The organism is Ruegeria sp. D1(2025) (assembly GCF_056536425.1).
Genome location: NZ_JBQFPO010000001.1, coordinates 853,572 through 877,489 on the forward strand (window position 1 = coordinate 853,572; position 23,918 = coordinate 877,489).

At 57.3% G+C, this 23,918-nt stretch carries 21 protein-coding genes; 11 read left to right on the top strand and 10 right to left on the bottom strand.

The annotated features are described in order from the left end of the window. Nucleotides 1-7: 7 nt before the first annotated feature. The 5 genes from ACR1XU_RS04365 to pyrH all read right to left on the bottom strand — a co-directional run bounded on the left by ACR1XU_RS04365 (nt 8) and on the right by pyrH (nt 5,624). Nucleotides 8-448 (bottom strand): TrgA family protein, encoded by a 441-nt coding sequence (locus ACR1XU_RS04365; protein WP_480909203.1) that lies wholly within the window; start codon nt 446-448, stop codon nt 8-10. A 16-nt stretch (nt 449-464) separates the two neighbouring features. Then, entirely contained in the window at nt 465-1,673 is a 1,209-nt protein-coding gene (locus ACR1XU_RS04370; RefSeq protein WP_170806232.1) for an SAM-dependent methyltransferase, read from the bottom strand. 69 nt (nt 1,674-1,742) lie between these two features. Next, the gene (locus ACR1XU_RS04375) at nt 1,743-3,167 is read right to left on the bottom strand and encodes a cryptochrome/photolyase family protein (protein ID WP_480909200.1); all 1,425 of its coding nucleotides are present in this window, start codon (nt 3,165-3,167) and stop codon (nt 1,743-1,745) included. Between the two features lie 48 nt (nt 3,168-3,215). After that, nucleotides 3,216-4,442: an aminotransferase class V-fold PLP-dependent enzyme gene (locus ACR1XU_RS04380; protein ID WP_170676808.1), complete on the bottom strand. Its 1,227-nt coding sequence runs from the start codon at nt 4,440-4,442 to the stop codon at nt 3,216-3,218. A gap of 429 nt (nt 4,443-4,871) precedes the next feature. Next, entirely contained in the window at nt 4,872-5,624 is a 753-nt protein-coding gene (gene pyrH, locus ACR1XU_RS04385) for a UMP kinase (protein ID WP_480909198.1), read from the bottom strand. A 95-nt stretch (nt 5,625-5,719) separates the two neighbouring features. Between pyrH and miaA the strand changes: the two genes are divergently transcribed. The 5 genes from miaA to ACR1XU_RS04410 all read left to right on the top strand — a co-directional run bounded on the left by miaA (nt 5,720) and on the right by ACR1XU_RS04410 (nt 13,474). Continuing rightward, a complete protein-coding gene (miaA, locus tag ACR1XU_RS04390; protein WP_480909196.1) occupies nt 5,720-6,619 on the top strand; it encodes a tRNA (adenosine(37)-N6)-dimethylallyltransferase MiaA in 900 nt (299 codons plus the stop codon). A 341-nt stretch (nt 6,620-6,960) separates the two neighbouring features. Next, entirely contained in the window at nt 6,961-8,631 is a 1,671-nt protein-coding gene (locus ACR1XU_RS04395; protein ID WP_170806228.1) for an ABC transporter substrate-binding protein, read from the top strand. Between the two features lie 135 nt (nt 8,632-8,766). Then, the gene (locus tag ACR1XU_RS04400; RefSeq protein WP_170676800.1) at nt 8,767-9,813 is read left to right on the top strand and encodes an ABC transporter permease; all 1,047 of its coding nucleotides are present in this window, start codon (nt 8,767-8,769) and stop codon (nt 9,811-9,813) included. A 12-nt stretch (nt 9,814-9,825) separates the two neighbouring features. Then, nucleotides 9,826-11,289 (top strand): ABC transporter permease, encoded by a 1,464-nt coding sequence (locus tag ACR1XU_RS04405; protein WP_170676798.1) that lies wholly within the window; start codon nt 9,826-9,828, stop codon nt 11,287-11,289. Nucleotides 11,290-11,386: 97 nt separating this feature from the next. Further along, nucleotides 11,387-13,474, top strand: a complete 2,088-nt coding sequence (locus ACR1XU_RS04410; protein ID WP_480440213.1) for a dipeptide ABC transporter ATP-binding protein — start codon at nt 11,387-11,389, stop codon at nt 13,472-13,474. A 118-nt stretch (nt 13,475-13,592) separates the two neighbouring features. On the opposite strand, the gene ACR1XU_RS04415 is transcribed toward ACR1XU_RS04410, so the two are convergent. The 3 genes from ACR1XU_RS04415 to ACR1XU_RS04425 all read right to left on the bottom strand — a co-directional run bounded on the left by ACR1XU_RS04415 (nt 13,593) and on the right by ACR1XU_RS04425 (nt 16,347). After that, entirely contained in the window at nt 13,593-14,579 is a 987-nt protein-coding gene (locus tag ACR1XU_RS04415; protein WP_480908908.1) for an MBL fold metallo-hydrolase, read from the bottom strand. Nucleotides 14,580-14,708: 129 nt separating this feature from the next. Continuing rightward, complete coding sequence (locus ACR1XU_RS04420) at nt 14,709-15,671, bottom strand: LuxR C-terminal-related transcriptional regulator (protein ID WP_480908907.1); 963 nt, start codon at nt 15,669-15,671, stop codon at nt 14,709-14,711. 97 nt (nt 15,672-15,768) lie between these two features. Beyond that, nucleotides 15,769-16,347: a lytic transglycosylase domain-containing protein gene (locus ACR1XU_RS04425; protein ID WP_170616321.1), complete on the bottom strand. Its 579-nt coding sequence runs from the start codon at nt 16,345-16,347 to the stop codon at nt 15,769-15,771. A gap of 208 nt (nt 16,348-16,555) precedes the next feature. Between ACR1XU_RS04425 and ssb the strand changes: the two genes are divergently transcribed. Together ssb and ACR1XU_RS04435 are read left to right on the top strand one after the other, a co-directional pair. Further along, nucleotides 16,556-17,047, top strand: coding sequence for a single-stranded DNA-binding protein (gene ssb, locus ACR1XU_RS04430; RefSeq protein ID WP_480908906.1), 492 nt, complete (start codon nt 16,556-16,558; stop codon nt 17,045-17,047). Between the two features lie 18 nt (nt 17,048-17,065). Then, complete coding sequence (locus tag ACR1XU_RS04435) at nt 17,066-18,136, top strand: site-2 protease family protein (RefSeq protein ID WP_480908905.1); 1,071 nt, start codon at nt 17,066-17,068, stop codon at nt 18,134-18,136. Nucleotides 18,137-18,149: 13 nt separating this feature from the next. Here ACR1XU_RS04435 and aroB read toward each other — a convergent pair whose 3' ends face one another. Together aroB and ACR1XU_RS04445 are read right to left on the bottom strand one after the other, a co-directional pair. Then, the gene (gene aroB / locus ACR1XU_RS04440; protein WP_480908904.1) at nt 18,150-19,262 is read right to left on the bottom strand and encodes a 3-dehydroquinate synthase; all 1,113 of its coding nucleotides are present in this window, start codon (nt 19,260-19,262) and stop codon (nt 18,150-18,152) included. Further along, on the bottom strand, nt 19,263-19,850 hold the full coding sequence (locus ACR1XU_RS04445) for a shikimate kinase (RefSeq protein ID WP_170676786.1): 588 nt from the start codon (nt 19,848-19,850) through the stop codon (nt 19,263-19,265). Nucleotides 19,851-19,929: 79 nt separating this feature from the next. On the opposite strand from ACR1XU_RS04445, the gene ACR1XU_RS04450 reads away from it, so the two are divergent. The 4 genes from ACR1XU_RS04450 (at nt 19,930) to ACR1XU_RS04465 (ending at nt 23,918) form a co-directional block, all read left to right on the top strand. Beyond that, nucleotides 19,930-20,079, top strand: coding sequence for a hypothetical protein (locus ACR1XU_RS04450; RefSeq protein WP_170619029.1), 150 nt, complete (start codon nt 19,930-19,932; stop codon nt 20,077-20,079). Then, nucleotides 20,069-21,592, top strand: a complete 1,524-nt coding sequence (locus tag ACR1XU_RS04455) for a hypothetical protein (RefSeq protein WP_480908903.1) — start codon at nt 20,069-20,071, stop codon at nt 21,590-21,592. The genes ACR1XU_RS04450 and ACR1XU_RS04455 overlap by 11 nt, the downstream gene beginning before the upstream one ends. Nucleotides 21,593-21,594: 2 nt before the next feature. After that, nucleotides 21,595-22,548 (top strand): tyrosine recombinase, encoded by a 954-nt coding sequence (locus tag ACR1XU_RS04460; protein WP_170616310.1) that lies wholly within the window; start codon nt 21,595-21,597, stop codon nt 22,546-22,548. A gap of 62 nt (nt 22,549-22,610) precedes the next feature. Then, nucleotides 22,611-23,918: an HlyC/CorC family transporter gene (locus ACR1XU_RS04465; RefSeq protein WP_170616307.1), complete on the top strand. Its 1,308-nt coding sequence runs from the start codon at nt 22,611-22,613 to the stop codon at nt 23,916-23,918.

The window sequence follows — 23,918 nt, forward strand, 5'->3', positions numbered from 1 at the left end:
GTCGCGCTTAACGCCAGCGGCGACTCGCTTCTTCGGTCGCCAACCCGGTTATGACAGCGCCCACCGCTAGCGTCACCAGAATGTTCGGAACAATCAACTGCTCGCCAAACTCGACACCAAGCTTGAAAATCGCAAGCACCGCCTCGAACGGGCCGTCATACCTGTGACGCATCGCCAGGCGGAACATCTCATAGGTGCCCTGCACGAAAAGTCCCCAGAACACCAAAGATGCGACACCGGTCAGTCCGTTGTTGACACCTGCCGTCCATCCGCGACCAGCCCGCTTGCCCATTATTTTCCATCCGCAAACGAACCCAAGCGCAATGTTGACCAGAGTGAAATAGCCGTAATCCTTACCCTCGTCCCCGTTTTCGATGATCATCGTGGAGACAAGAAAGGCAACCACCACCAGACATACAGCGGCAACTAGACGTGAGGCACTGGGCATACGATGGGTCCGTTCGTTAACTCGGTTTTGCTATGGTGATCTGTGTCACATCGCAATTGCCGGTGTCAAAGGCCGCGCCGCATGCAGTCAAATAATAATTCCACATGCGGCGAAAACGCTCATCAAAGCCCATTTGGGAAATCTCTTCCCACTTGGCATTGAACGTCTCGTACCAGCGTCGAAGAGTCAGGTCGTAGCTTTTACCGAATTCGCGTGACTTCATCACACTCAGCCCGGCGCGTTCAATCTCTTGCCTGAGGATGGTTGGAGACGGCAACATTCCACCGGGAAATATGTATTTCTGAATGAAATCAACACCGTTTTTGTAATAGTCCCAGCGATGATCACCCACCGTAATGATCTGAAGCGTGGCCTGACCGCCAGGTTTCAGCCGGTCGCGGACTGTCTCGAAGTAGACAGGCCAGTACTTCTGCCCAACCGCCTCGAACATCTCGATCGAGGCGATCCCGTCGTAATGCCCCTGTTCGTCGCGGTAATCCTGAAGCTTGAACTCAACCTGATCCGATAACCCAAGATTTTCAATACGTTGCCGCGCAAAGTTCAACTGTTCTTGACTGAGTGTAAGGCCGGTGACGCGCAGCCCACGTTCCTTTGCGGCATATTCGGCAAAACCACCCCAGCCGCAGCCGATTTCCAGTATGTGATCCCCCGGCTTGGCACCCATTTCGTCCACAAGGCTTGCGTATTTTGCGATCTGCGCATTTTCCAGACTTTCCTGCCCGGTCTCGAACAATGCGCTGGAATAGGTCATCGTATCGTCCAGCCACAGGGAATAGAAATCATTACCCAAATCGTAGTGGTACGAGATATTTTTTCGGGCCTGTTTGCGGTTGTTTCGATGCAACCAGAACCGAAGCCTTTCGTAAGCCTGAACCAGAAACCGACCGGTGAAATCGTCATAAACGGCCTCTGATTCCAGATGTACCAGATCCATGAACGATCTCAGATCAGGTGTGCTCCAACCGCCCTCCAGATAGGCGTCGGAAAAACCAAGCTCACCCTCGCGAACCAATCGGGAAAAAACATCCGGATCATGAATATCGACCTGCGCCACCGGCCCGGGCTTCGCGCCTTCGGTTCGAAACACCCGACCATCAGGCAAGACAATATCCAGCCGTCCATTTTCCATCCGGCCAAGCATTTTCAGCACTTGTGAAAAATATCTGGGCAGGTCCTTCTGCCCTTCAGTCGTGGTCAGGATCATCCGCTCTCCCCTGTGCGGTCGTAGAAATAAGCTAGGCCGAGTTTCTGTTTCTGGCAAGTTTTCAGTTCGTTACCGACTTTTCGCCTGTTCATAAGCTGTCAGAGCTCGTTTTCGACCGTCCGCCAATTCCACAATCGGCGAAGGGTAACGTTCGTCCGGTGTCAGCCCCCATGAATTGGGCGCAGCTTCAAAGTATGCCAGCGCGGTCTTCGGTGGATTATCCTGGATTTCCGCGATCCATCGTTGCCTGTAAACCGCATCCGGGTCGAATTTCTGTGCCTGCGTCTGCGGATTGAATATCCGAAAGAACGGCGCCGCATCCGGCCCCGAACCTGCGACCCATTGCCAACCCATCGCGTTGCAGGCCGGATCCCAGTCGATCAGGCAATCCTCAAACCAGTTCATCCCGATTTTCCAGTGCGTCATGAGATGTTTGGTCAGGTAGCTTGCCACAACCATCCTCGCGCGGTTGTGCATCCGGCCTGTCACATACATCTGCCGAAGTCCGGCATCCACGATTGGAACGCCGGTTCTGGCCTGCTTCCACACCATAACCGACGGGGCTTGATCATCCTCAAACCAAGGGAAGCCATCCCATTCGGGCCGCCAGTTGTTCGTCAGCAACCGAGGCGAATGATACATCAGATGATACGCGAATTCCCGCCAGATCAATTGCCGCAGAAAGGCGTCGGTTCCGGGAACGCCCATCATCGAGGCGTTCTGAACGGCGTGCCACACCGTTCGCGGCCCAATCTCGCCCAGTGACAGATATTCGGACAGGTTCGAGGTGCCGTCTGCATCCAAACAATCGCGTCGTTCCTGATACCGTGCGATCCGATCCAGAAACTCTAGCAGGCAATCATTGGCGGACCTTTCACCAGCTTGCACATACGGCCGAACGACCCGGCTTCCTCGGTTCATCGCAGAGCCAAGGGACCAGTCGACCATATCCTCGGATTCCGGCCAATTGTCAGGATTTTTCAGCCGTGATGGCGTGCCCTGCGGAACAGGTATCTCCTTCTCCCGCACCGCGCGCCACATCGGTGTGAAAACCTTAAAGGGTTGTCCGGATTTGGTTGCGACCTGCCACGGTTCAAACAGCAAATGTCCGTCGAACGACCTTGCATCAATACCGCCATCTGTCAGGGTTGCCTTGATACGAGTGTCACGGGCGATGGCATCCGGATCATAAGCGCGGGCCCAAAAAACCGATGCGGCCCCGGTCTCGACTATCAGTTCTTTCAAAACGTTCAGCGCATTGCCGCGCCGAAGGATCAGGCGGCTACCGACGTCCCGAAGCCTGCTGGCGAACGCCTCGAGCCCCAGACCCAGGCGCCATTTGGGGGCTGCACCCAGACCGCGCACAAGGTCGTCAAATACGAAAACCGGAATGACGGGGCGGCCTGTCGCTGCGGCAGCGCAAACCGCGGGATGGTCGGACAGGCGCAAATCCCTGCGAAACCATAATAGTATTGGCGCTTTGTCTTTCTGCATATCCGCCCCAAGTGTTTATTCGTATTACGAAATCAGGCGGATATTGGATCACAAAACCTTATCCAATGCGTCCAGAAGCTGATCGACTTCCTGTTTCGAAGTGTAGTGCGTGAAACTGACACGCAATACGCCGTGTTCCGGCGCGACCCCCATCGCCTGAAGCGGGCGGACAGCGTAAAAGTCACCGCCACCCGCCATAACACCATGATCGGAAAGGTCACGGGCAACGGATTCCGCTTCACGGTTCAGCGATATCGCAACCGTAGGTGCCCGCATCGAAGCGTTTGCCGGGCCAATCAGGCGAACCGTGTTGCGGTCCTTTACCGCATCCAGCAACGGCTGAAGTAGGTCCATTTCATGTGCGCGCATCAGGTCGTGAACAAATTCACCGCGCGCGCTTGCATCGGTGTCAGGCCCGCCGTGGTGATCGCACAGAAGGTCGACATAGTCGGCCATGCCCGCGCTTGCAGCGATCTGCGCATGATCCGGCCCTGCCGGGGTAAAGCGTTTGTACAAAACATCACCGTTGAAGAAATGCGCCTGGTTCGGAAGCATTTCCCCAAGCGTGCGGCGAATGACCATGCATCCCTGATGAGGACCATAAGTCTTATATGCTGAGAACAGGTAGATATCCGGCCCCAGTTCTCCAACATTCGGAAAACCATGCGGCGCGTAAGAGACGCCATCGACGCAAACAAATGCACCTGCGGCATGGGCAATAGCGGTGATTTCCGTGACAGGGTTGATCTCGCCCACAACGTTCGAGCAATGCGGGAAACAGATCAGCCGCACCTTTTCATCCAGAAGGTCTTCCAGATCCTGTGGGTTCAAGGAACCAGTATCCGGATCAATTTTCCATTCGCGGATTTCGATGCCGTCGTCGGCAAGGCGCCTCCAAGGTCCGGAGTTCGCTTCGTGGTCCTGATTGGTAACAACAATCGCCTCACCCGGCTTCATCCACTGCCGAAACGCCTGCGCCAGGACATATGTATTCTGCGTGGTGGACGGACCAAAACTCAGCTCATCTGTGTCAACGCCCAGAATGGCGGCCATGCGCGCGCGCGCCTCGTCCATTTCCTCGCCCGCCAGGCGGCTGGCCTCGAAAGGTGCATAGGGCTGAACCTTGCGCTGCCTGTAGAACCGCGTCAGCCTGTCGATGACCGGTTTGCATGTATAAGACCCGCCAGCGTTTTCAAAAAACGCCTGCCCCTGAAGGCCGGGTTCAGAAAAGGCCGGGAATTGTGCCCGAACAAAATCGATATCCAGTTTGGTCATGGCTCGCTACTTTCTCGTCATGCTGCGCATCAGGGGCAAGGTGCCCGGGCATGATCCCGGATCCCTCAGAAATCATGGCAGGTCTTCCAGCCCAGCCGCAGACCTCATTATGAAAACAAGGAAGTGCAGGCAAATCTTCAGTCGGGACGTTCCCAAACGAAGATCCCGGATAATTAGCCAGCCGCATTCGCGTTGGTCAACCGGAACGTGAAGGGAAAAGACACCCGTCCAACTTCGCTGCCTCGGTCAGGACTTCATCGGATCTCAAGCTCATCAGAGATTTGCTGCCGATATTCTTGATTATGCAAGCGAGGCGAGCGTCCTGCAAAAGCAGCGGTTTCATTTCAATGAACAGAACGGCAAATCGGACACAAAAGGCAAACAGGCCGGGGATTTGAACCGGCCCGCTTTTTGACATACAGCAGATTGTTAGCCCTGAACCTTGGTATAGGTCCCCTCACCCGCAAGAATGCCGCGGAAACCGCCGGGTTCGTCCAATCCAAACACGATCAAAGGAAGGTTGTTGTCGCGCGCCAGTGCAATGGCCGAGGCATCCATGACCCGCAGGCGTTTTGCCAGAACATCGTCATAGCTGACGGTGTCATAGCGCTGTGCGTCGGCGTGAACCTTGGGATCCTTGTCATAAACACCGTCGACACCGTTTTTGCCCATGAAGATGGCTTCGCACGCCATTTCGTTGGCCCGCAGCGTGGCCGCCGTATCCGTTGTAAAATAAGGGTTTCCGGTTCCGGCCGCAAAAATGCAGACCCGTTTCTTTTCGAGATGTCGCACAGCGCGGCGGCGAATATAGGGTTCACATACCTCGTCCATCCGGATGGCGGAAATAACCCGCGTAAATACACCCACCTCCTCAAGCGCGGATTGCATGCCCAATGCGTTCATGACGGTGGCAAGCATTCCCATGTAATCCGCCGTCGTACGCTCCATCCCTTGCGCCGAACCGCTGAGGCCCCGAAAAATGTTGCCGCCACCGATGACCATACAGATCTCGACGCCCAGATCGTGCACAGATTTCACCTCCTGTGCGATACGCTGAACGGTGGGCGGATGCAGGCCGAACCCCTGATCCCCCATCAGCGCTTCGCCCGATATTTTCAGCATCACGCGCTTGTATTTTGTCTTGGGGGTTTCGGTTGTCTCGATCGAAGGGGATTGGCTCATGTTGCGCTCCGGGCTGGCACAGGTTTAATTCCGGCGCAAAATGAAGCAAAAGCACCGCAGGTTCAATGCGGAACGTTAGGAATAAGGCAGTCCAGATGGCCAACGCAATCTCATCGCGGTTTTGGGACATGTTGCCCCCCGTTCCGGATGACAAGCCTGTTCTGATCGCCGGGCCCACGGCGTCCGGAAAATCAGCGCTTGCGCTGCAGATTGCCGAAAAGTTTGGTGGTGTCATCGTCAATGCCGATGCAAGCCAGGTTTACGATTGCTGGCGGGTGATTTCAGCGCGCCCGTCGGTCGAGGAAGAAGCCCGCGCGCCACATCGTCTTTACGGGCACATACCATTTGACCAGATCTATTCGGCAGGACACTGGCTGCGCGAGGTCAAACCCCTTTTGAACTCAGCTGAGCGTCCCATAATTGTGGGCGGCACCGGGTTGTACTTTTCAGCACTGACTGAAGGAATGGCCGAAATTCCCGCGACCCCAGCCGAAGTGCGGGCGCAAGCGGATAAGATGGAACTGCCCGCTCTGATCGCAGGTGTCGATCCCGACACTTTGGACAAGCTGGACATCAACAACCGCGCCCGCGTTCAGCGCGCATGGGAAGTGCAGACCGCGACCGGACGCAGTTTGTCGGACTGGCAGGTAGATACCCCACCCCCGGTTCTTGCCTTATCTGATACCGTTCCCATTGTTCTTGACGTCGACAAAAACTGGCTGCTGGACCGTATCATTCGTCGCTTTGATCTCATGCTGGAAACAGGGGCCTTGGACGAGGTTGAAGCGATGCTGGATCGGTATGATCCGACCCTGCCGGCCTGCAAGGCCATCGGCGTCCCGGAACTGGTTGCTTACCTCGATGGCCGAATGACTATGGATCAGGCCCGGGAACGCGCCACGATCTCCACTCGGCAGTTTGCCAAGCGTCAGCGAACGTGGTTCAGGGCCAGGATGGGAAAGTGGAATCCCGTAGACTTCTCAAAACGATACTAAACATTCCTAACTGAGTGCCGGACACTCTGGCGCATCTTGAATATGTTGCTTCAAGGCCCGCCAAAACCCGCCGGTCGCGAACGACTTTGTGTACGAATGTATTCATTTCCAAAAGCTCCATCACGCCGCGACTCGCCCGGATGAACGGGGCGCATATGTCGTTTTTGTACTCTGTATGCCGATTTCGAACATTGACGTAATCCGAATTCTGGTGCGGAATACGTTCATGGGGAATGTGAGAATCCAAAAAAGAAGACCCAAATGCTCGTTGAATGCGACCGGCCGGTCTGCCTGATTCCGAGCACACTAAATCGACAAATGTACCACAGGGAGACATCTTGATGAAAAATCGTACCATGACCGGGGCACCAGTTCACTGGGCGGCAGAGATGCACGCGCAGGAATACCGTGACGGCAAGCTAAGCCGCCGCGAGTTCCTGACCCGCGCCACGGGGCTGGGTGTTACGGCTGCTGCGGCATACGGCATGATCGGCCTGGCAGCTCCGGCGCGCGCCGCTGGTGAAGATGCCAAACAGGAAGGCGGAACCATCCGTGTTCAGACCGAGGTTCGCGCCCTGAAAGATCCGCGCACTTATGACTGGTCCCAAATCGGCAACTACAGCCGCGGTACTCTTGAATATCTGGTCGAGTATAACTCGGACGGTACATTCCGGGGCATGCTGCTGGAAGGCTGGGAAATCAACGACGACGCGACAGAATATACCCTCAAGGTTCGTCCGGGTGTGAAGTGGAACAATGGCGACGACTTCACGGCCGACGATGTGGCGTTCAACATTGCGCGTTGGTGCGACAAGTCCTCGGAAACGAACTCGATGGCGGGTCGCTTTGCAACGCTGGTCGATGAAGGGACGGGTCAGGCGATCGAAGGTGGCATCGAGGTCGTGGACCCGACGACCGTAAAGCTAAACCTGCCCAAATCCGACATTTCGCTGATTGCGGGCATGTCTGACTATCCGGCAGCGATCGTTCACCAGTCCTTCAGCGAAAATGACCTGCTGAACAACGTGGGCACCGGTCCGTATCTGATGAGCGAACTGGAAGTCGGCGTCAAAGGTGTTCTTGTCCGCAACGAGGAACATACCTGGTGGGGCGAGGAAGTTTTCGGTCGTCCGGCGCTCGACCGTATCGAATACATTGACTACGGCACCGACCCGTCTGCGTGGCTGGCGGCTCTGGAATCTGATGAAGTCGACATGCTGTATGAGTCCGTTGGTGAATTCATCGACGTCATGGACGGCCTCGGCTACGTGAAATCCGAAGTTATCACCATGGCTTCGATTGTAATCCGTCCGAACCAGCTGGCCGAAGTTGACGGCAAGCAACCCTATGCGGACAAGCGTGTACGCCAGGCGCTTCAGATGGCCGTGGATAACTCGGTCTGTCTGGAACTGGGCTATGGCGGCCGTGGCACAACTGCCGAGAACCATCACGTCGGTCCGATCCACCCGGAATACCCTGAACTGCCGCCGCAGAAGGTCGACCCGGAAGGTGCACGCAAGCTGATGGAAGAGGCCGGTATGGCCGATTTCGAGCACGAGCTGATCTCGATCGACGACGATTGGCGCCGCAACACGACAGACGCCGTGGCGGCGCAGCTTCGCGATGCGGGCATCAACGTCAAACGGACCGTTCTGCCGGGCAACACGTTCTGGAACGACTGGGTGAAGTATCCCTACAGCTCGACCAACTGGAACCACCGTCCGCTGGGTGTTCAGATTTGGGCGCTGGCCTACAAATCGGGCGAAGCCTGGAACGAATTCGGCTGGTCCAATCCTGACTTCGACGCGATCCTCGACGAAGCGCTGGCCATCGCGGATGCGGACAAACGCCGCGAGGTCGCTGCACGTGGCGCCGCGCTGATCCAGGAAGAAGGTGTGACGATCCAGCCTTACTGGCGCGCACTCTACCGTCACATGAAGGACGGGTTGGTTGGCACCGACATGCACGTGTCGTTCGAACACCACCACTACAAGTGGGGTTGGGCAGCCTAAACACTGCCGACTGCAAACCGGGGGCGCCTGATCGGGGCGCCCCTTTCCAGCCGCAGACTAACCGACACGGGGTCGGATGTCCGAGGCCAGATAATGGTCCAATGATCTGCGGAACACCTGAACAACGGGGCCATCATGGGACTTTTCATCCTCCGTCGGTCAGGCGTGATGCTGCTTACAGCTTTGTGTCTGACATTCGTGGTCTTCTTTCTGACCAATCTTTACCCGAATCTTGAAAAACTGGCCAAGACACAGGGCAACCAGCGGATGTCGGACGAGCAGGTGGAAGCCTGGCTTGAAAACCGCGGCTACAGAGAGCCGATGCTGATAAAATACGGCCAATGGCTGGGTGTTGCCCCCGGGTTCACCAACACGCTGGCGGACGGACAGTTTGTCGGCACCTGTGTGCGCCCTGGAACGACCCCGGAAACGACGCCCAGCTATTGCGGCGTTCTGCAGGGTGAATGGGGCTATTCGACCGTATTCAAGGACGACGTCGGCAGCATTGTCGCAAAGCGTCTGGGGAATACCGGGTACCTGATGTTCTGGGTTCTGGTCCTGATGGTTCCTTCGGCACTGCTGGTCGGAGTGCTGGCGGGAATGCGGGAAGGATCGGCACTGGACCGTTCCCTGTCGACATTTTCGATCATCACGACAGCGACACCTGAATATGTGTCCGGCGTTATCTTCATCGCGATCTTCACCTCGTCCACGGTCGGCCTGAAATGGTTCAAGGGCACGGCCACACAGGCGATGGACAACCCGACATTCGAGAACTTCTTCCTGCCGGTTCTGACCATTGCCCTTTACGGGATGGGATATATCGCCCGGATGACCCGCGCCTCGATGACCGAGGTGATGACCGCTCAATACATCCGGACCGCCCGTCTGAAAGGGGTATCGTTCGGCAATATCGTGATGAAACACGCATTGCGCAACGCACTGATCGCGCCATTCACCGTCATCATGCTGCAGTTCCCATGGCTGCTGAATGGTGTCGTGATCGTCGAGACCCTGTTCAACTACAAGGGTTTCGGTTGGGCGCTAGTGCAAGCCGCGGGCAACAACGACATTCAGCTGTTGCTGGCAATCTCGGTCGTGTCGGTCTTCGTGGTGCTGATCACGCAGCTGATCTCGGACATCGGCTATGTGTACCTCAACCCGCGCATCCGCATTTCGTAAGGGAGATAGAACATGGAACCTCTAAGCTGGACCGGCTCTATCGCCTTTCTGAATCCCCTGCTGATGATCGCGATTGCGGTACTGGTATTGTCGATCCTGGTCTGGATTCTGGCCAGTATCGTCCTGCCCGAAGCACAAGTGAGCGTCAATCCGGATGGCACGCTCAGCTCGGCCGGCGGGGTGCGTGGGCTGATACAGTCGTCATTGCGCCTTAGTTTTCTGGCCTCAGTCGGCCTGGTGCTTGCCTATATCGTGCTGGGCATCCTGTTCGGAACCGGTGCCGGTATCATCGGGGCCATCTCGCAACAATTCCTGCCTGTCTGGGTGTCACTGATCATACTTTATGCCATGTCGATCGCCTTCAAGCGGCGGCTGGGTCTGTACGGCAAACTTTACGACAGCCCAATCGGCATGATCGGTTTTGGCCTTGTCATGTTCTGGGTCTTTACCGGGATATTCGGAGCGATGGACCTGATCGTGACGCACGACCCGCTGGCGCAAGTCTCGGGTATGAAGAATAAGGTCCCCGGCACTCCGCTGCCAAATCTGGAGGAAGGCGAATTCGCCTGGTATCTGCTGGGTGGAGACAATCTGGCGCGCGATGTGTTCAGCCGGATGGTCAAGGGCGCCTGGATCGTTGTGCAGATCGCACCGCTGGCCACCATGTTTGCATTCATGGTCGGGATCACGTTGGGTCTGCCGGCCGGTTACTATGGCGGACGGCTGGATACGTTTCTGTCGTTCCTCGCCAACCTGATCCTGGCCTTCCCCGTGATCCTGCTGTTCTATCTGCTGGTCACCCCGGAGATCGTCGCGACAGGAGTGCCGAACTACATGGCGGCCGTTCTGTTCCTGTTCCCGATCCTGTTTCTTGGGGTGCTGCTGAACTCACGCTATTACACGCGGCCAAAATTCCGAACGCCACTTCTGATCGGCGTGTTGGGCGTTGCCATCTGGCTGTATCTGTCGCTGATTTCGACAGGTGGTTACGTGATCAACACCGATGACTATCGCATCTGGGGTCTGCCGACCTATCTGGATTTGTTCGATATTCCGGGCGGTATTCTGGTCGTGTTCGTTTCGGTGGTCTTTGTGAACTCACCAACCGTGTTCCGTATCGTCCGTGGCCTCGCGCTGGACATCAAGACACGCGACTATGTGGCGGCGGCGCAAACCCGGGGTGAAGGTCCCTGGTACATCATGCTATGGGAAATCCTGCCAAACGCGCGCGGCCCGCTGATCGTCGATTTCTGTCTGCGTATCGGCTATACCACCATCCTTCTGGGAACGTTGGGTTTCTTCGGACTGGGTTTGCCGCCTGAAAGCCCGGATTGGGGTTCGACGATCAACGAGGGGCGCAAGCTGTTGTCGATCTATCTGCACCCGGCCCTTCCGCCCGCGCTTGCGCTCTTGTCACTGGTTCTTGGTTTGAACCTGCTGGCAGATGGTTTGCGCGAAGAAAGTCTGAAGGACTGATGTGATCGAGGCCGGGGGCCCTGCCCCCGGACCCCCGGAGTATTTTCGAAAAGATGAAGTTGGTCGCTTGAACAGCTTCATCAGGGAGTAGGAAACGATGAACAAACTGGCGGAATATGACGGCCCGATCCTGGAGATCGACAAGCTGTCGATTTCATTCTTTACCCGCCTGCGGGAAATACCTGCCGTAATGGATTTCTCGGTCAGTGTGCAGCCAGGCGAGGCTGTGGGGCTGGTGGGTGAGTCCGGTTGCGGGAAATCGACCGTTGCGCTGGGTGTCATGCAGGATCTGGGAAAGAACGGACGTGTGGTCGGTGGTACGATCAAGTTCAAGGGCCGCGACCTATCCCAGATGACCACTGAGGAATTGCGCGACATTCGCGGCAACGAGATCGCGATGATCTATCAGGAGCCGATGGCCTCGCTGAACCCGGCAATGAAGATCGGCAAGCAGCTGATGGAAGTGCCGATGATCCACGAGGGTGTGGGCGCTGAAGAGGCCTATGCCCGTGCGCTGGAGGTGGTCACCGATGTGCGCCTCCCCGACCCCGAGCGGATGCTGAATTCATTCCCGCACCAGTTGTCGGGCGGTCAGCAACAGCGGATCGTGATCGCCATGGCGCTGATGTCGAAACCGGCACTGCTGATTCTTGACGAGCCGACGACCGCACTGGACGTGACGGTCGAGGCGGCGGTCGTCGAACTGGTCAAGGATCTGGGCAAGAAATACGGCACCTCGATGTTGTTTATCTCCCACAACCTCGGTCTGGTTCTGGAAACCTGCGACCGGCTGTGCGTGATGTATTCGGGTGAGGCTGTCGAGCGCGGTTCGATCAAGGATGTGTTCGACGAGATGCAGCACCCCTATACGCAGGCGTTGTTCCGGTCGATACCGCTGCCGGGGGCGGACAAGAATTCGCGCCCGCTGGTCGCCATTCCCGGGAATTTCCCCTTGCCCCATGAGCGGCCTCCGGGATGCAACTTTGGTCCGCGCTGCGATTATTTCGAGGAAGGGCGCTGTGATGCGCAGGACATCCTGATGCAGGCGGTGCCCGGCAATGACCGGCACCACACGCGCTGTCTGAAATTTCAGGAGATCGACTGGAACGCCCCGATCACTGTGGGCGAACAGAAGGAAAAGGCCGAGATCGGCCGAACCGTTCTCAAGATGGACAACCTCAAGAAATACTACGAGGTTGCGGCGAACGCCTTGTTCGGTGGCGGCGAGAAGAAGGTGGTGAAAGCCAACGAAACACTGAGTTTCGAGGCGCATGAATCCGAGACGCTGGCCATTGTGGGTGAATCCGGTTGCGGCAAATCCACCTTTGCCAAGGTCCTTATGGGGCTTGAAACGGCAACCGACGGTCAGATTCTTCTGGATAACCGCAATATCGAACAGGTTCCGATCGAGGAACGTGACGCCAAGACCGTTGGTGAAGTTCAGATGGTGTTCCAGAACCCGTTTGATACGCTGAACCCCTCGATGACGGTGGGGCGTCAGATCATTCGCGCATTGGAGATCTTTGGCGTCGGCAACTCCGAGGCAGAGCGCAAGAAGCGGATGCTGGAACTGCTGGATCTGGTGAAGCTGCCCCGCGCCTTCGCCGACCGCATGCCGCGTCAGTTGTCGGGCGGCCAGAAGCAACGGGTCGGTATTGCCCGTGCCTTTGCCGGTGACGCACGCATCGTTGTGGCGGACGAGCCCGTTTCCGCGCTTGATGTGTCGGTGCAGGCTGCCGTGACCGATCTTTTGATGGAAATTCAGCGCAAACAGAAGACGACGCTGCTGTTCATCAGTCACGATCTGTCGATCGTGCGCTATCTCAGCGACCGAGTGATGGTGATGTATCTGGGCCATGTGGTCGAACTTGGGACCACAGATCAGGTCTTTGCGCCACCATATCATCCATATACCGAAGCCCTGCTGAGCGCGGTGCCCATCGCGGATACGTCGATCCAGAAGGAGCACATCGTTCTGGAAGGCGATATTCCTTCGGCCATGAACCCGCCGCCGGGATGCCCGTTCCAGACCCGCTGTCGGTGGAAGTCACAGGTGCCGGATGGACTGTGCGAGCAACGCGTCCCGCCTGTTCAGACACTGGCGGACGGTCATCAGGTCAAATGTCATTTGGCGGAGGATATCCTTGCCCGAATGGAGCCGGTCATCAAGATTGCCGCAGAATAGGCAACGTGAATCGATTGACAAAGGCCGGTCGTCAGACCGGCCTTTGCTTTTTTGCGCCGCATATTTTTGGACGGCGCCCGGGATATGTTGTGAGTGGTAGCCCCGGTCAGATTTGTGCTCACCCGGTCAGGACGTTGTTTCCGAAATGCATGAATTCCTGATCCATGCCTGCGACCTCGCCGGCCTCCAGTTTCAGACCGGCACTGTCGAGCATCGTATGGCTCCTTTGCGCCTTCACCCATTCATCTGCGGACTGCAACGTTGTCAGCGTGTATGACGTCACTTCGTTCAGGTAATGGGTCGGGATGATCACCTTGGGTTTCAACCTGGCCACGATATCGTTGCCCTGATCATAACTGAGGATGTGCTGGGATCCGTCTACCGGCAGGGTGAGAACATCCACCTGCCCGATGGCATCCCAGAATTCCTGCGGCGGATTGTGGCGGTTGTCGCCCCAGATCAGGGTGCGGATCCCGCCGGTTTCGACGAGGTAGACGACCATGTCCATGTGGCCGACATTGTTTGGCGGGCAGGCCTCGGCCCCAAACTCCGCCAGCGCATTGGTCCAGTCATACCAGCCCGGCGCAACACAGGCATGCTTGTCAGCAAACCCGGTAATCTTGAGATCGGCAAATTCAAAGTTTCCGACCATCCTGTCCAGCACCATGGTCGAACTCGGCCGTTCGATCGCATCATGATCGAAATGCGCGTGGGTCGACATGGTTATGTCCACGGGTATCTGCGGAAACTCATTGCGGAACCAAAGACCCCATGCACCGGACGGATCGTCACGCCACGGGTCGAACAGAACCGTCGCCCCGTTTGGCGATGTGATCTTGATTGCGCAATGACCGTAATAGTCAATCCCCACAGCGCCGGTCGAAGCCTGCCCGGTCGAGCCCTGCAGGTCGATGACGTGGTTGTTGTTCCCGGGCTGAAGCCAGGCTTGCGATTGCGCCTGTACCGGCGATCCGGCAACCAGAGACGCCCCTGCCCCCACACCTGCCGCACCAGCAGCCAGAAAGAATGATCGGCGCGACAGGCCGGGTGCCAGTGTGTCCCGTGATCCATTCATGATTGTTGGCTTCAGATCCTTGCGATCCATGTGTTGACCTCCGTGTTGGTTAGGTGCGGTACGATCCGCACCTTCACAGGCAGGCTAACAAGCAAAGGTATCCATTCTCAGACGAGAAATATCGGGGGGTAATAAGGGGGCGTTCCCCATATTCAACCTTCACGAAATCGTGAGCAGATGGCTGCGCAGGTTCTGATCGCGGCCTTCTAGGCCAAGTTTCTTGCGAATGTTGTTTCGGTGAAAATCAATAGTCGAAGTTTCGCGGCACAGAACCTTGGCTATGTCCTTGGTGGTCTTTCCCGTCATAACAAGCTGGGCGATTTCAATTTCTGTCGGTGTCATGATCGAAAACGCGTCCGACAACTTGTCAGAGATATCCGAGGTGATCTGTTTCAGATTATCCTCGGCAAGATCCAGATACGCGTGAGATGCGCCTTCTGCGTTCAGATGATCGCGCAGTTTGTGCAGATACGGAAGAACCATGGCCCGAACCTGCTCGACAATCTTCTGGTCCCGGTTCTTCCGGTCGTCGTCGAGGCTGGACAACAAAACGCGCAGGGCTGTGTTGGTCTCTCGCAGTTCTTTCGTGCGGGATTGAACCCTGTCTTCCAGTTGCGCCAGCGTCTCATTCAGTTTCGCCTCAAGCGCGCGGCGCAGATAAACCTCCTGCAACAAAGCCAAATCAGCTTCGACCATGCGGGCGAACTGGATCAATCCCTCGCGGAAAAGCAGCGCGCGGCGGTTGCGGTGGCGGTCCAGCACGCAGATCGTTCCGAATATCTCGCCGTCCGGCCACTTCAGCGGCAACCCGATATAAAAGGACATGCCGTGTTCAAGGTCTTCATTTTCGTTCCAGACCGGGTCACATGTCGCGTCCTCGACAACCAGTTCACCGTCGCGTTCGAAGACGCCCTGACAATACAGCTTCGGGTGCAGTTGAAAATTCATGCCGACGGGATAGGGGTTTTGCGGGTGTTCGGACGTGACCAGAACCCTGTGATCGGGCGCATCCGTCTTCATGATCAGGCTGGCCGGAACATCGGCGAGCTGCGCCACAAGATCCACCAACCGCTGCCAATTGGCCATTGTACCTTGCGGGATGTCCGGGCGATTGTATGGCATCGGATGCCTCGTTGGTGATGGAGCTTTCCCTCTCAGGTTAGGCTGACCGTAACCCGGCGATCAAGAAACCGCCCCTCCGCAGTGCAGCGAGGTCGTTTCAGCCGCCCCAAATCACCTTCACGTAGTTCTGGGTCTCCGCATAAGGCGGTATTCCACCGTGCTTTTCCACGGCCAGGGGGCCGGCGTTATACGCCGCCAGAGCCAGCGGCCAGGATTTGAACTTGCGATATTGCCACGACAGGTACCGCGCGCCACCTTCCAGATTTTGCTTTGGATCGAGCGGATCAACCCCCAGCAGATTGGCGGTCTGTGGCATGAGTTGCGCCAGCCCAAGCGCCCCCTTGTGGGACTTCGCAGTCGGGTTCCAGCCACTTTCCTGCTGCACCAGCCGCAGGAAAAGGTCTTCGGGGATACTGTGCTTGCGCGCAGCGTCGCGGGCCAGCGCCAGATATTGCCCCCGGTATTTGCCGGTATAACGTTTGTTGAATTTCCCCTGGGCGGATTTCGGTTTGAGCCGCTCGGACCCGCGGTACTGGGTCGCGGATCTGCTATCCAGGACTTTGGCCTGCTTTAGGAATATGTCCTTGCGGCTTTTGCTGGACAACGTCTGCGCACTGGCTGGAACTGACGCCAGCAACAGGCCCAGAACAAAGAAGCCACCAATCATAGACCGCATTTATGCTTATCCTGCTCACTCAAAACTCTGCCGGAGTATAGGTATTCCAGCCAATAATGAAAGCTTGGTAAACAAATCCTGAGAGTTTTCCCGCCGGGTGTTGTAACCATCAACTCGGTTTCAACCAGATCGCAGTCCGTATAGGGTCGCTCAGGAACACAGGCGCCAGATTCGGGCGCGATCAAGTCAGAACAGTACGGGGAAATACATGGCGGGTTCAGTCAACAAGGTCATTCTGGTCGGCAATCTCGGTGCCGACCCTGAGGTTAGGTCATTTCAGAATGGTGGTAAGGTATGCAACCTACGCATCGCCACGTCCGAAACATGGAAAGACCGTAATACCGGGGAACGCCGGGATCGGACGCAATGGCACACAGTCGCTATTTTTTCGGAGCCGCTGGTTCGCGTCGCCGAGCAGTATCTGCGGAAGGGCAGCAAAGTTTACATCGAAGGCCAGCTGGAAACCCGCAAATGGCAGGACCAATCCGGTCAGGACCGGTACTCGACCGAAGTGGTTCTGCGCCCCTATCGCAGCGAACTGACGATGCTTGACGGACGCGGCGAAGGCGGCGGCGGCGGTCAGTCAGGTGTATATGGCGGTGGTCAGGCCGGCGGAGGCTATGGCGACTCCTACGGCGGCCAGTCCAGCGCACCGGCCGCTGCATCAGGCGGAATCGACGACGACGAGATTCCGTTCTAAGCATAGCGGAGACATATCATGACATGGTCCTTCTCTCTCGGCCGGCTGCTCGGGTCCGAACTGAGGGTCCATGTCACCTTCTTCCTCTTGCTCGCCTGGATCGGGTTCGCGGCCTATGCGCAGGGTGGATGGAACGCAGCCCTGCAAAACATCATCTTTGTCCTGCTGCTGTTTGCCTGTGTGGTGGCGCACGAGTTCGGGCACGCGCTTATGGCGCGGCGGTTCGGCATCAAAACCCCCGACATAACCCTTTTGCCCATCGGTGGCCTTGCCCGGCTTGAACGCATGCCGGAAAAGCCTATGCAAGAGGTCTGGGTGGCGCTGGCCGGGCCGGCGGTCAATATCGTGATCTGGTTTGTGCTCGTCACTTTTGGGGCCAGCATGCCCATTGAAACGATGGCCCAGATCGACTCGGTCCATATCGGACTTCTGAACCGGTTGGCCTATATCAATCTCCTGCTTGCTGCATTCAACATGATCCCGGCATTTCCGATGGATGGCGGACGCGTTTTCCGGGCTCTGCTATGCCTCAAGATGGACCGGGTCAAAGCCACCCGCGTCGCAGCAATGGGCGGGCAAGTTGTGGCGATTGGTTTGGGCTTTCTCGGCCTGAATACAGGCAACCCCATTCTGGTGCTCATAGCTGTCTTTGTTTTTATCGCGGCCAACGCGGAAAGTCAGGATGTTGCAATGCGGTCTGTGGCCCGGCGGGTATTGGCGCGTGACGCAATGATCACCGAATTTCATCCGCTTTCGCCCGTCGATACGCTCGACACCGCGGCGCAGGCCGTCATTCATACCACGCAGCACGAGTTTCCGGTGATTGAAGCCGACGGAACCCTGCTGGGGTTCGTGACCCGCAACCGCCTATTTGCCGCTCTTGAGGGAGAACGTCCCAGATCAGACCCTGCCACTTCGATTATGGAGACGGATATTCCGTCGGTTCAATTGACCAGTGGCCTGGAAACCGTTCTGGATGGTCTGCACAAAGGCGCACCCGCAATTGCCGTCCGAACTGCCGGTGGACGCATGATTGGGTATATCACACGCGAAAATATCGGTGAGCTGATGGTTCTGCGCGGTCGCTGAAAGCAACTTACAATCAACTGATTGAAAGAGCATCCTCAAGCACGGACAGGACCGCATCGCGCGGAACATCAGAGGTCACAAAAGCCTGACCTATCCCGCGCGCCAGAATAAATCGCAGTTGTCCATCAATGACCTTCTTGTCCTGCGCCATCAGATCCACCAACACCTCGGCCCCCGGCAATTCACCGGGAATGTCAGCCAGATCCGTTTTCATCCCCATCGCCCGAAGATGCGCCCGCACCCTGCTGGGATCTTCCTGCGAGCATATCCCCAGCCGCGAGGACAGTTCAAAAGCCAGGGCGCACCCAATAGCGACACCTTCCCCATGCAAAAGCCTGTCCGAGTATCCTGTTGCTGCCTCTAGCGCGTGACAGAACGTATGACCAAGATTCAGCAAGGCTCGATCACCCTGCTCAGTCTCGTCGCGCGCAACGATGTCGGCTTTCATCTGGACGGACCGGGTAACGGCATGCACGCGGGCCTGCATATCGCCCGACGACACCGAAGGCCCGTTCGTTTCAAGCCACTCAAAGAACGCGGCATCGCCCAACAGGCCGTATTTTACCACTTCCCCGTAGCCCGAAAGAAAGTCCCGCTGTGTCATGGTGCCCAAGACCGAGGTATCCGCAAGCACCAGTGAGGGCTGGTGAAACGCGCCAATCAGGTTTTTGCCTTGGGGTGCGTTGATGCCCGTTTTTCCACCGACCGAGCTGTCGACCTGCGCCAGAAGCGAGGTCGGGATCTGCACGAACCGCACACCGCGCCGCAACACCGCAGCGGCAAATCCGGCCAGATCGCCAATGACGCCGCCGCCGAGGGCGACAACGACATCGCGCCGTTCGATCTTTTCCGCCAGCAGCCATTCGACCGCACGTTCAAAATGAGGCCAGCTTTTTGTCGCCTCGCCGGCGGGCAGTGCCAGCGCGCTCATGCTGATGCCTGCAGATTGCAACCCATCGCGCAAACCATCCAGATGCAATGCGGCGACATTCTCGTCCGTCAGAACCGCCACTTTTGGCCGATGCAGCAAGGGCGCGATAAACTCACCGGACTTCGCCAACAGATCAGGTCCAATCTCAACGTCGTAAGACCGATCTCCAAGTTCCACATTTACGGTTTGATGCATTTATTTTTGTTCCAGAACGTCCGGGCGCGTCATCAAAGACTCGATTACCCGGTTCACCATATTGTCGATCGAAATTTCGCCGTCCGAAACAACGGTCAGATCAGCCTGCGCATAGACCGGCACGCGATCTTCATACAGGGCACGCAAGGTCGCGTGGGGATCAGCCGTGCGCAGCAAGGGGCGCGTGTCTTTGTGCCGGACACGGTTCCACAACACATTCAAATCGGCGCGCAGCCAGACCGACACCCCACGTTCGCTGATCATCCGTCGGTTATCCCCCGACAAAAATGCGCCACCGCCGGTCGAGAGGATGCCTTTTTCCTCATCCAGAAGACGCCCGATGACCTGGCTTTCCTTGGTCCGGAAAAAGGATTCACCATCGCGCTCAAAGATTTCCGGGATCGTCATATTCGCCGCCGATTCGATTTCGGCATCGCTGTCTAGAAAGGGCACGCCAAGCCGCGCAGCAAGGGCGCGACCCACGGCCGTCTTTCCTGCACCCATCATTCCCACCAAAACAACCGTTTTGTGCAGTGCAAAGCCTGCTGACGGGTCAACCGTGCGGGTGTTATGCTTAATTTCGCTCATTTCACCGTGAATGACGTGATCTTGTGAAAATTGCCAGTTATAACTTGGTCAAAATCAAAAATTGAGGCAGCGTTGAGCCATGGGCCGCTTGATCAAGTTCGTTATATATATCATTTGCCTGAGTTTCATCGGGCTGGTCGCCTATACCTATGTTGGCCCCTACTTCGGCGCGGACTTCTCTGCCCCGCAAAGTGAAATACGCGAACCGGTTGATTTGGATGCGAATTAAAGCAGCGGCGGTTTTGCTGGTTCTGGCTGGTACGGCGCAAGCGCAACAGGAACCTCTCTCGGCCATTGACTGGTTGACCGATCCGCCCGAAAACCTGCCAGGTACAGTTCTGCTGGAACCCCCGGTTACCCAGACCGGCATTCAGCCCGACGTCCAGGTCACACCGCTCGAGGCTTTGTCGCAACCGCTGGGCCTCGTGTCATCATCGGTCACCGGGCTGCCCGTCGATCTGTGGCAGAACAGCGATCCAGATCGTTTGGCCGAGCTGATTGCGGATGTTCCGGTCAAATACAATGCAGCCATGCAAAGGTTGCTGTTCACCCTGCTGCTATCTGAAGCGCGGGCGCCCTCGGGACCAGAAGCGGAAGAAACGCTGTTATTGGCCCGCCTGGACCGGCTGATGCAATTGGGGGCCGCTGATCCTGCCCAGTCTCTGGTTCAGCTTGCCGGACCAACCGATAGCCAAGCGCGATTTCAGCGTTGGTTTGACGCCACACTTCTGACCGGCGACGAGGACCGCAGCTGCACCGCTTTGATTGCACAGCCTTATCTGTCGACCGACTACGCTGCTCAAATCTTCTGCAAGGCGCGCCGCGGAGACTGGGTCTCGGCCGCGCTGACACTGGAAGCCGCGCATGCGTTGCAAATTCTGCCCGACGAAGATCTGGCGGTTCTTGATCGCTTCCTTAGCCCTGAACTGTTTGAAGGGGCCGCCTATCTGCCGCAGCCTGAAAACCCCGATCCGCTGAGTTTCCGGCTGTTTGAAGCCATTGGCGAACGCTTGCCCTCGGCCCCTTTGCCCCGAGCATTTGCAAACGCGGACCTGCGCGATGTTGCAGGCTGGAAAGCCCAGATCGAGGCAGCCGAACGTTTGACGAGAATCGGCGCTTTGACCCCCAATCAGTTGCTTGGCCTTTATACCGAACGCAAACCTGCGGCCTCGGGCGCGGTCTGGGATCGGGTTGCGGCTGTTCAACGGTTTGAAAGCGCGCTTGAAACCGGGAACCCCGACTCCATTGCCGAAGCCCTGCTGACGGTCTGGAACCAGATGCACGACATCGGGCTGGAAGTTCCTTTTGCCGAACTGTTCGCCGAACGGCTGTCACGGGTTACGCTGCCAGATGAAGCATCCGAAGCCTTGCGCTGGCGCATTCTGCTTTTGTCTGAATTGTACGAAGCCGCTGCAATTGACATACCGGAAACGGAACAAGGAACACAGTTTCTGGCAGCACTGGCGCAAGGTGATCCCGGTCGTGCCAAATCACCATCTCCACTTGCAGACGCCGTTGCCGAGGGGTTTGTCTGGGCCGCACCAATCCCATCCGACATCGAAACCTTGCTGGCCAATGATCAGCTGGGCGAGGCCATTCTGGAGGCCATGACCCTCTTTGCCCATGGTGCACGCGGAAATCTTGTGGACCTGACCGCTGCCATCGCCGCTTTGCGCCGCGTCGGACTTGAAGATACAGCCCGTCGCGCGGCGCTTCAGTTACTGATCCTTCAAGGAGTTTGAGAATGGCATCCCCGGCCACTCAGGACTTGTGGATTTCCACCTTCTTACAGGCTCAGGCGGCCGAGCTTGGGGCGGCAACCAACACCTTGCTGGCCTATGGGCGCGATCTGAAAGATATTGCGGCCTGGCTGGAGCGCCGGTCCTCGAGTTTCGCCGACGCCGACAGGGACCGGATCGAAGCCTATCTGATTGATTGCGATGCGCAGGGGTTGTCCCGCTCGACCCGCGCGCGGCGATTATCGGCCATCAAGCAATTGTACCGGTTCGCCTTCGAGGAAGGTTGGCGCGACACCAACCCGGCCATTCAGATCAAGGGTCCCGGACGGCCCAAACGATTGCCCAAAACGCTGGATGTACCCGAGGTCGACAGGCTGCTGGACGCTGCACGCCAAACCGGGCGCAGTGTCGCGGATCGGGTTCGCAATACCTGCCTGATGGAGCTTCTTTATGCCACGGGTATGCGCGTGACCGAGCTGGTCTCGCTGCCGGTTTCATCGGCGCGTGGCGATCCGCGCATGCTTCTGGTTCTGGGCAAAGGCGGGAAAGAGCGGATGGTGCCTCTGTCCCCGCCTGCCCGCGATGCGTTGGCGGCATGGCTGCCCCTGCGGGACGAGGCCGAAGACCAAACGGTCGCGAAAGGCGGGCAAAGATCCCGGTTTCTGTTCCCGTCCCGGGGCAAGTCCGGCCATTTGACACGGCACAGGTTCTTTTTGCTGGTCAAGGAACTGGCGGTTCAGGGCGGTGTTTCGCCCGAAAAGGTCACACCGCACACTCTGCGCCATGCTTTTGCCACCCACCTCTTGGCCAATGGCGCAGATCTTCGGTCGATCCAGACCTTGCTGGGTCATGCGGATGTGGCGACCACGGAAATCTACACTCATGTTCTGGACGAACGCCTGTCAGAACTGGTGTTGGAGCATCACCCGCTGGCGAAAGACCCGGACAACAAGGGCTAAACCCTTGATCCGGAGGGGTGGCACCCCCATAACAATCGCAACCGCATCAACAATAAAGAACAATGGAACCCACTTCTTCACTGATCGACGGCGCTTTTTGGTTCACCACCGGCGCAATCCTATTTTTGCTTGTTCTGTCAGGCTTCTTTTCGGGATCCGAAACGGCATTGACCGCGTCATCCCGCGGCAAGCTGCGGGTACAAGCCGACAAGGGATCACGCGGTGCGCAAAAAGCGTTGGACATTACCGACGACAATGAACGCCTGATCGGTTCGGTTCTGCTGGGCAACAATCTGGTCAATATTCTTGCCGCCTCGCTGGCAACGGCACTTTTTACGCGACTGTTCGGTGAAAGCGGTGTGGCGCTGGCAACGCTGGTGATGACCTTGTTGGTTTTGATCTTTGCCGAGGTTCTGCCAAAGACCTATGCCATCACGAACGCGGAAAAAGCAGCCGCCGCGGTGGCTCCTATCATCGGAATCGTGGTGACGGTGTTTTCCCCTGTCGTCGCGGCGGTGCGTCTGCTGGTGCGCGGCGTGTTGCGCCTGTTTGGCGTTCAGATTGACCCCAACAGCAACATCCTTGCCGTGCGCGAAGAAATCGCGGGCGCCCTGCATCTGGGACATTCCGAAGGCGTCGTCGAAAAAGAAGACCGGGACCGCATTCTGGGCGCGCTTGATCTGGGCGATCGCGCGGTGGAAGAGATAATGCTGCATCGATCCAATATCGAAATGATCGATGCGGACGACGCGCCCGAGAAAATTTTGAAACAATGTCTGGAAAGCCCGCACACCCGCTTGCCCGTCTTCCGCGACGAGCCCGAGAACATTGTCGGCGTCGTGCACGCCAAGGATCTGTTTCGCGCCATGTATGCCCAGGTGGGCGGACATGATGGCGATACAGACCGGCTGAAGTCCTTCGACATCTCCAAGGTGGCCACCGATCCGTATTTCGTTCCCGAAACCACTACTTTGGACGATCAGATGCGGGAATTCCTGCGCATGCACAGTCATTTTGCACTGGTTGTCGATGAATACGGCTCGCTCCGCGGCCTGATCACGCTTGAGGACATTCTTGAAGAGATCGTGGGCGAAATCGCGGATGAGTTCGATCTGGACGAAGAAATTGCCATCACCCGGACCGATGACGGGCAGTTTCTGGTCGAAGGCGCGATGACGATCCGAGACGTCAACCGCGCGATGGAATGGACCCTGCCCGACGAAGAGGCCAACACCGTCGCCGGTCTGGTCATTCACGAGGCGCAGATGATCCCGACGGTCGGACAGGTCTTTTCCTTCCACGGGTTCCGCTTTGAAGTCACCGCGCGGGAAGGCAACCGGATCACCGGGCTGAAGATCCGCCCACTCTGA

Bases quoted from the DNA above. Each gene is read 5' to 3' on its own strand.
- ACR1XU_RS04455 (WP_480908903.1), top strand. From the start codon at position 20,069: ATGCGAATTAAAGCAGCGGCGGTTTTGCTGGTTCTGGCTGGTACGGCG.
- ACR1XU_RS04450 (WP_170619029.1), top strand. From the start codon at position 19,930: ATGGGCCGCTTGATCAAGTTCGTTATATATATCATTTGCCTGAGTTTC.
- ACR1XU_RS04395 (WP_170806228.1), top strand. From the start codon at position 6,961: ATGAAAAATCGTACCATGACCGGGGCACCAGTTCACTGGGCGGCAGAG.
- ACR1XU_RS04435 (WP_480908905.1), top strand. From the start codon at position 17,066: ATGACATGGTCCTTCTCTCTCGGCCGGCTGCTCGGGTCCGAACTGAGG.
- aroB (WP_480908904.1), bottom strand. From the start codon at position 19,262: ATGCATCAAACCGTAAATGTGGAACTTGGAGATCGGTCTTACGACGTT.
- ACR1XU_RS04400 (WP_170676800.1), top strand. From the start codon at position 8,767: ATGGGACTTTTCATCCTCCGTCGGTCAGGCGTGATGCTGCTTACAGCT.
- ACR1XU_RS04415 (WP_480908908.1), bottom strand. From the start codon at position 14,579: ATGGATCGCAAGGATCTGAAGCCAACAATCATGAATGGATCACGGGAC.
- ACR1XU_RS04380 (WP_170676808.1), bottom strand. From the start codon at position 4,442: ATGACCAAACTGGATATCGATTTTGTTCGGGCACAATTCCCGGCCTTT.
- pyrH (WP_480909198.1), bottom strand. From the start codon at position 5,624: ATGAGCCAATCCCCTTCGATCGAGACAACCGAAACCCCCAAGACAAAA.
- ACR1XU_RS04460 (WP_170616310.1), top strand. From the start codon at position 21,595: ATGGCATCCCCGGCCACTCAGGACTTGTGGATTTCCACCTTCTTACAG.
- ACR1XU_RS04410 (WP_480440213.1), top strand. From the start codon at position 11,387: ATGAACAAACTGGCGGAATATGACGGCCCGATCCTGGAGATCGACAAG.
- ACR1XU_RS04425 (WP_170616321.1), bottom strand. From the start codon at position 16,347: ATGCGGTCTATGATTGGTGGCTTCTTTGTTCTGGGCCTGTTGCTGGCG.
- ACR1XU_RS04375 (WP_480909200.1), bottom strand. From the start codon at position 3,167: ATGCAGAAAGACAAAGCGCCAATACTATTATGGTTTCGCAGGGATTTG.
- ACR1XU_RS04370 (WP_170806232.1), bottom strand. From the start codon at position 1,673: ATGATCCTGACCACGACTGAAGGGCAGAAGGACCTGCCCAGATATTTT.
- ACR1XU_RS04465 (WP_170616307.1), top strand. From the start codon at position 22,611: ATGGAACCCACTTCTTCACTGATCGACGGCGCTTTTTGGTTCACCACC.
- miaA (WP_480909196.1), top strand. From the start codon at position 5,720: ATGGCCAACGCAATCTCATCGCGGTTTTGGGACATGTTGCCCCCCGTT.
- ACR1XU_RS04445 (WP_170676786.1), bottom strand. From the start codon at position 19,850: ATGAGCGAAATTAAGCATAACACCCGCACGGTTGACCCGTCAGCAGGC.
- ACR1XU_RS04420 (WP_480908907.1), bottom strand. From the start codon at position 15,671: ATGCCATACAATCGCCCGGACATCCCGCAAGGTACAATGGCCAATTGG.
- ACR1XU_RS04365 (WP_480909203.1), bottom strand. From the start codon at position 448: ATGCCCAGTGCCTCACGTCTAGTTGCCGCTGTATGTCTGGTGGTGGTT.
- ACR1XU_RS04405 (WP_170676798.1), top strand. From the start codon at position 9,826: ATGGAACCTCTAAGCTGGACCGGCTCTATCGCCTTTCTGAATCCCCTG.
- ssb (WP_480908906.1), top strand. From the start codon at position 16,556: ATGGCGGGTTCAGTCAACAAGGTCATTCTGGTCGGCAATCTCGGTGCC.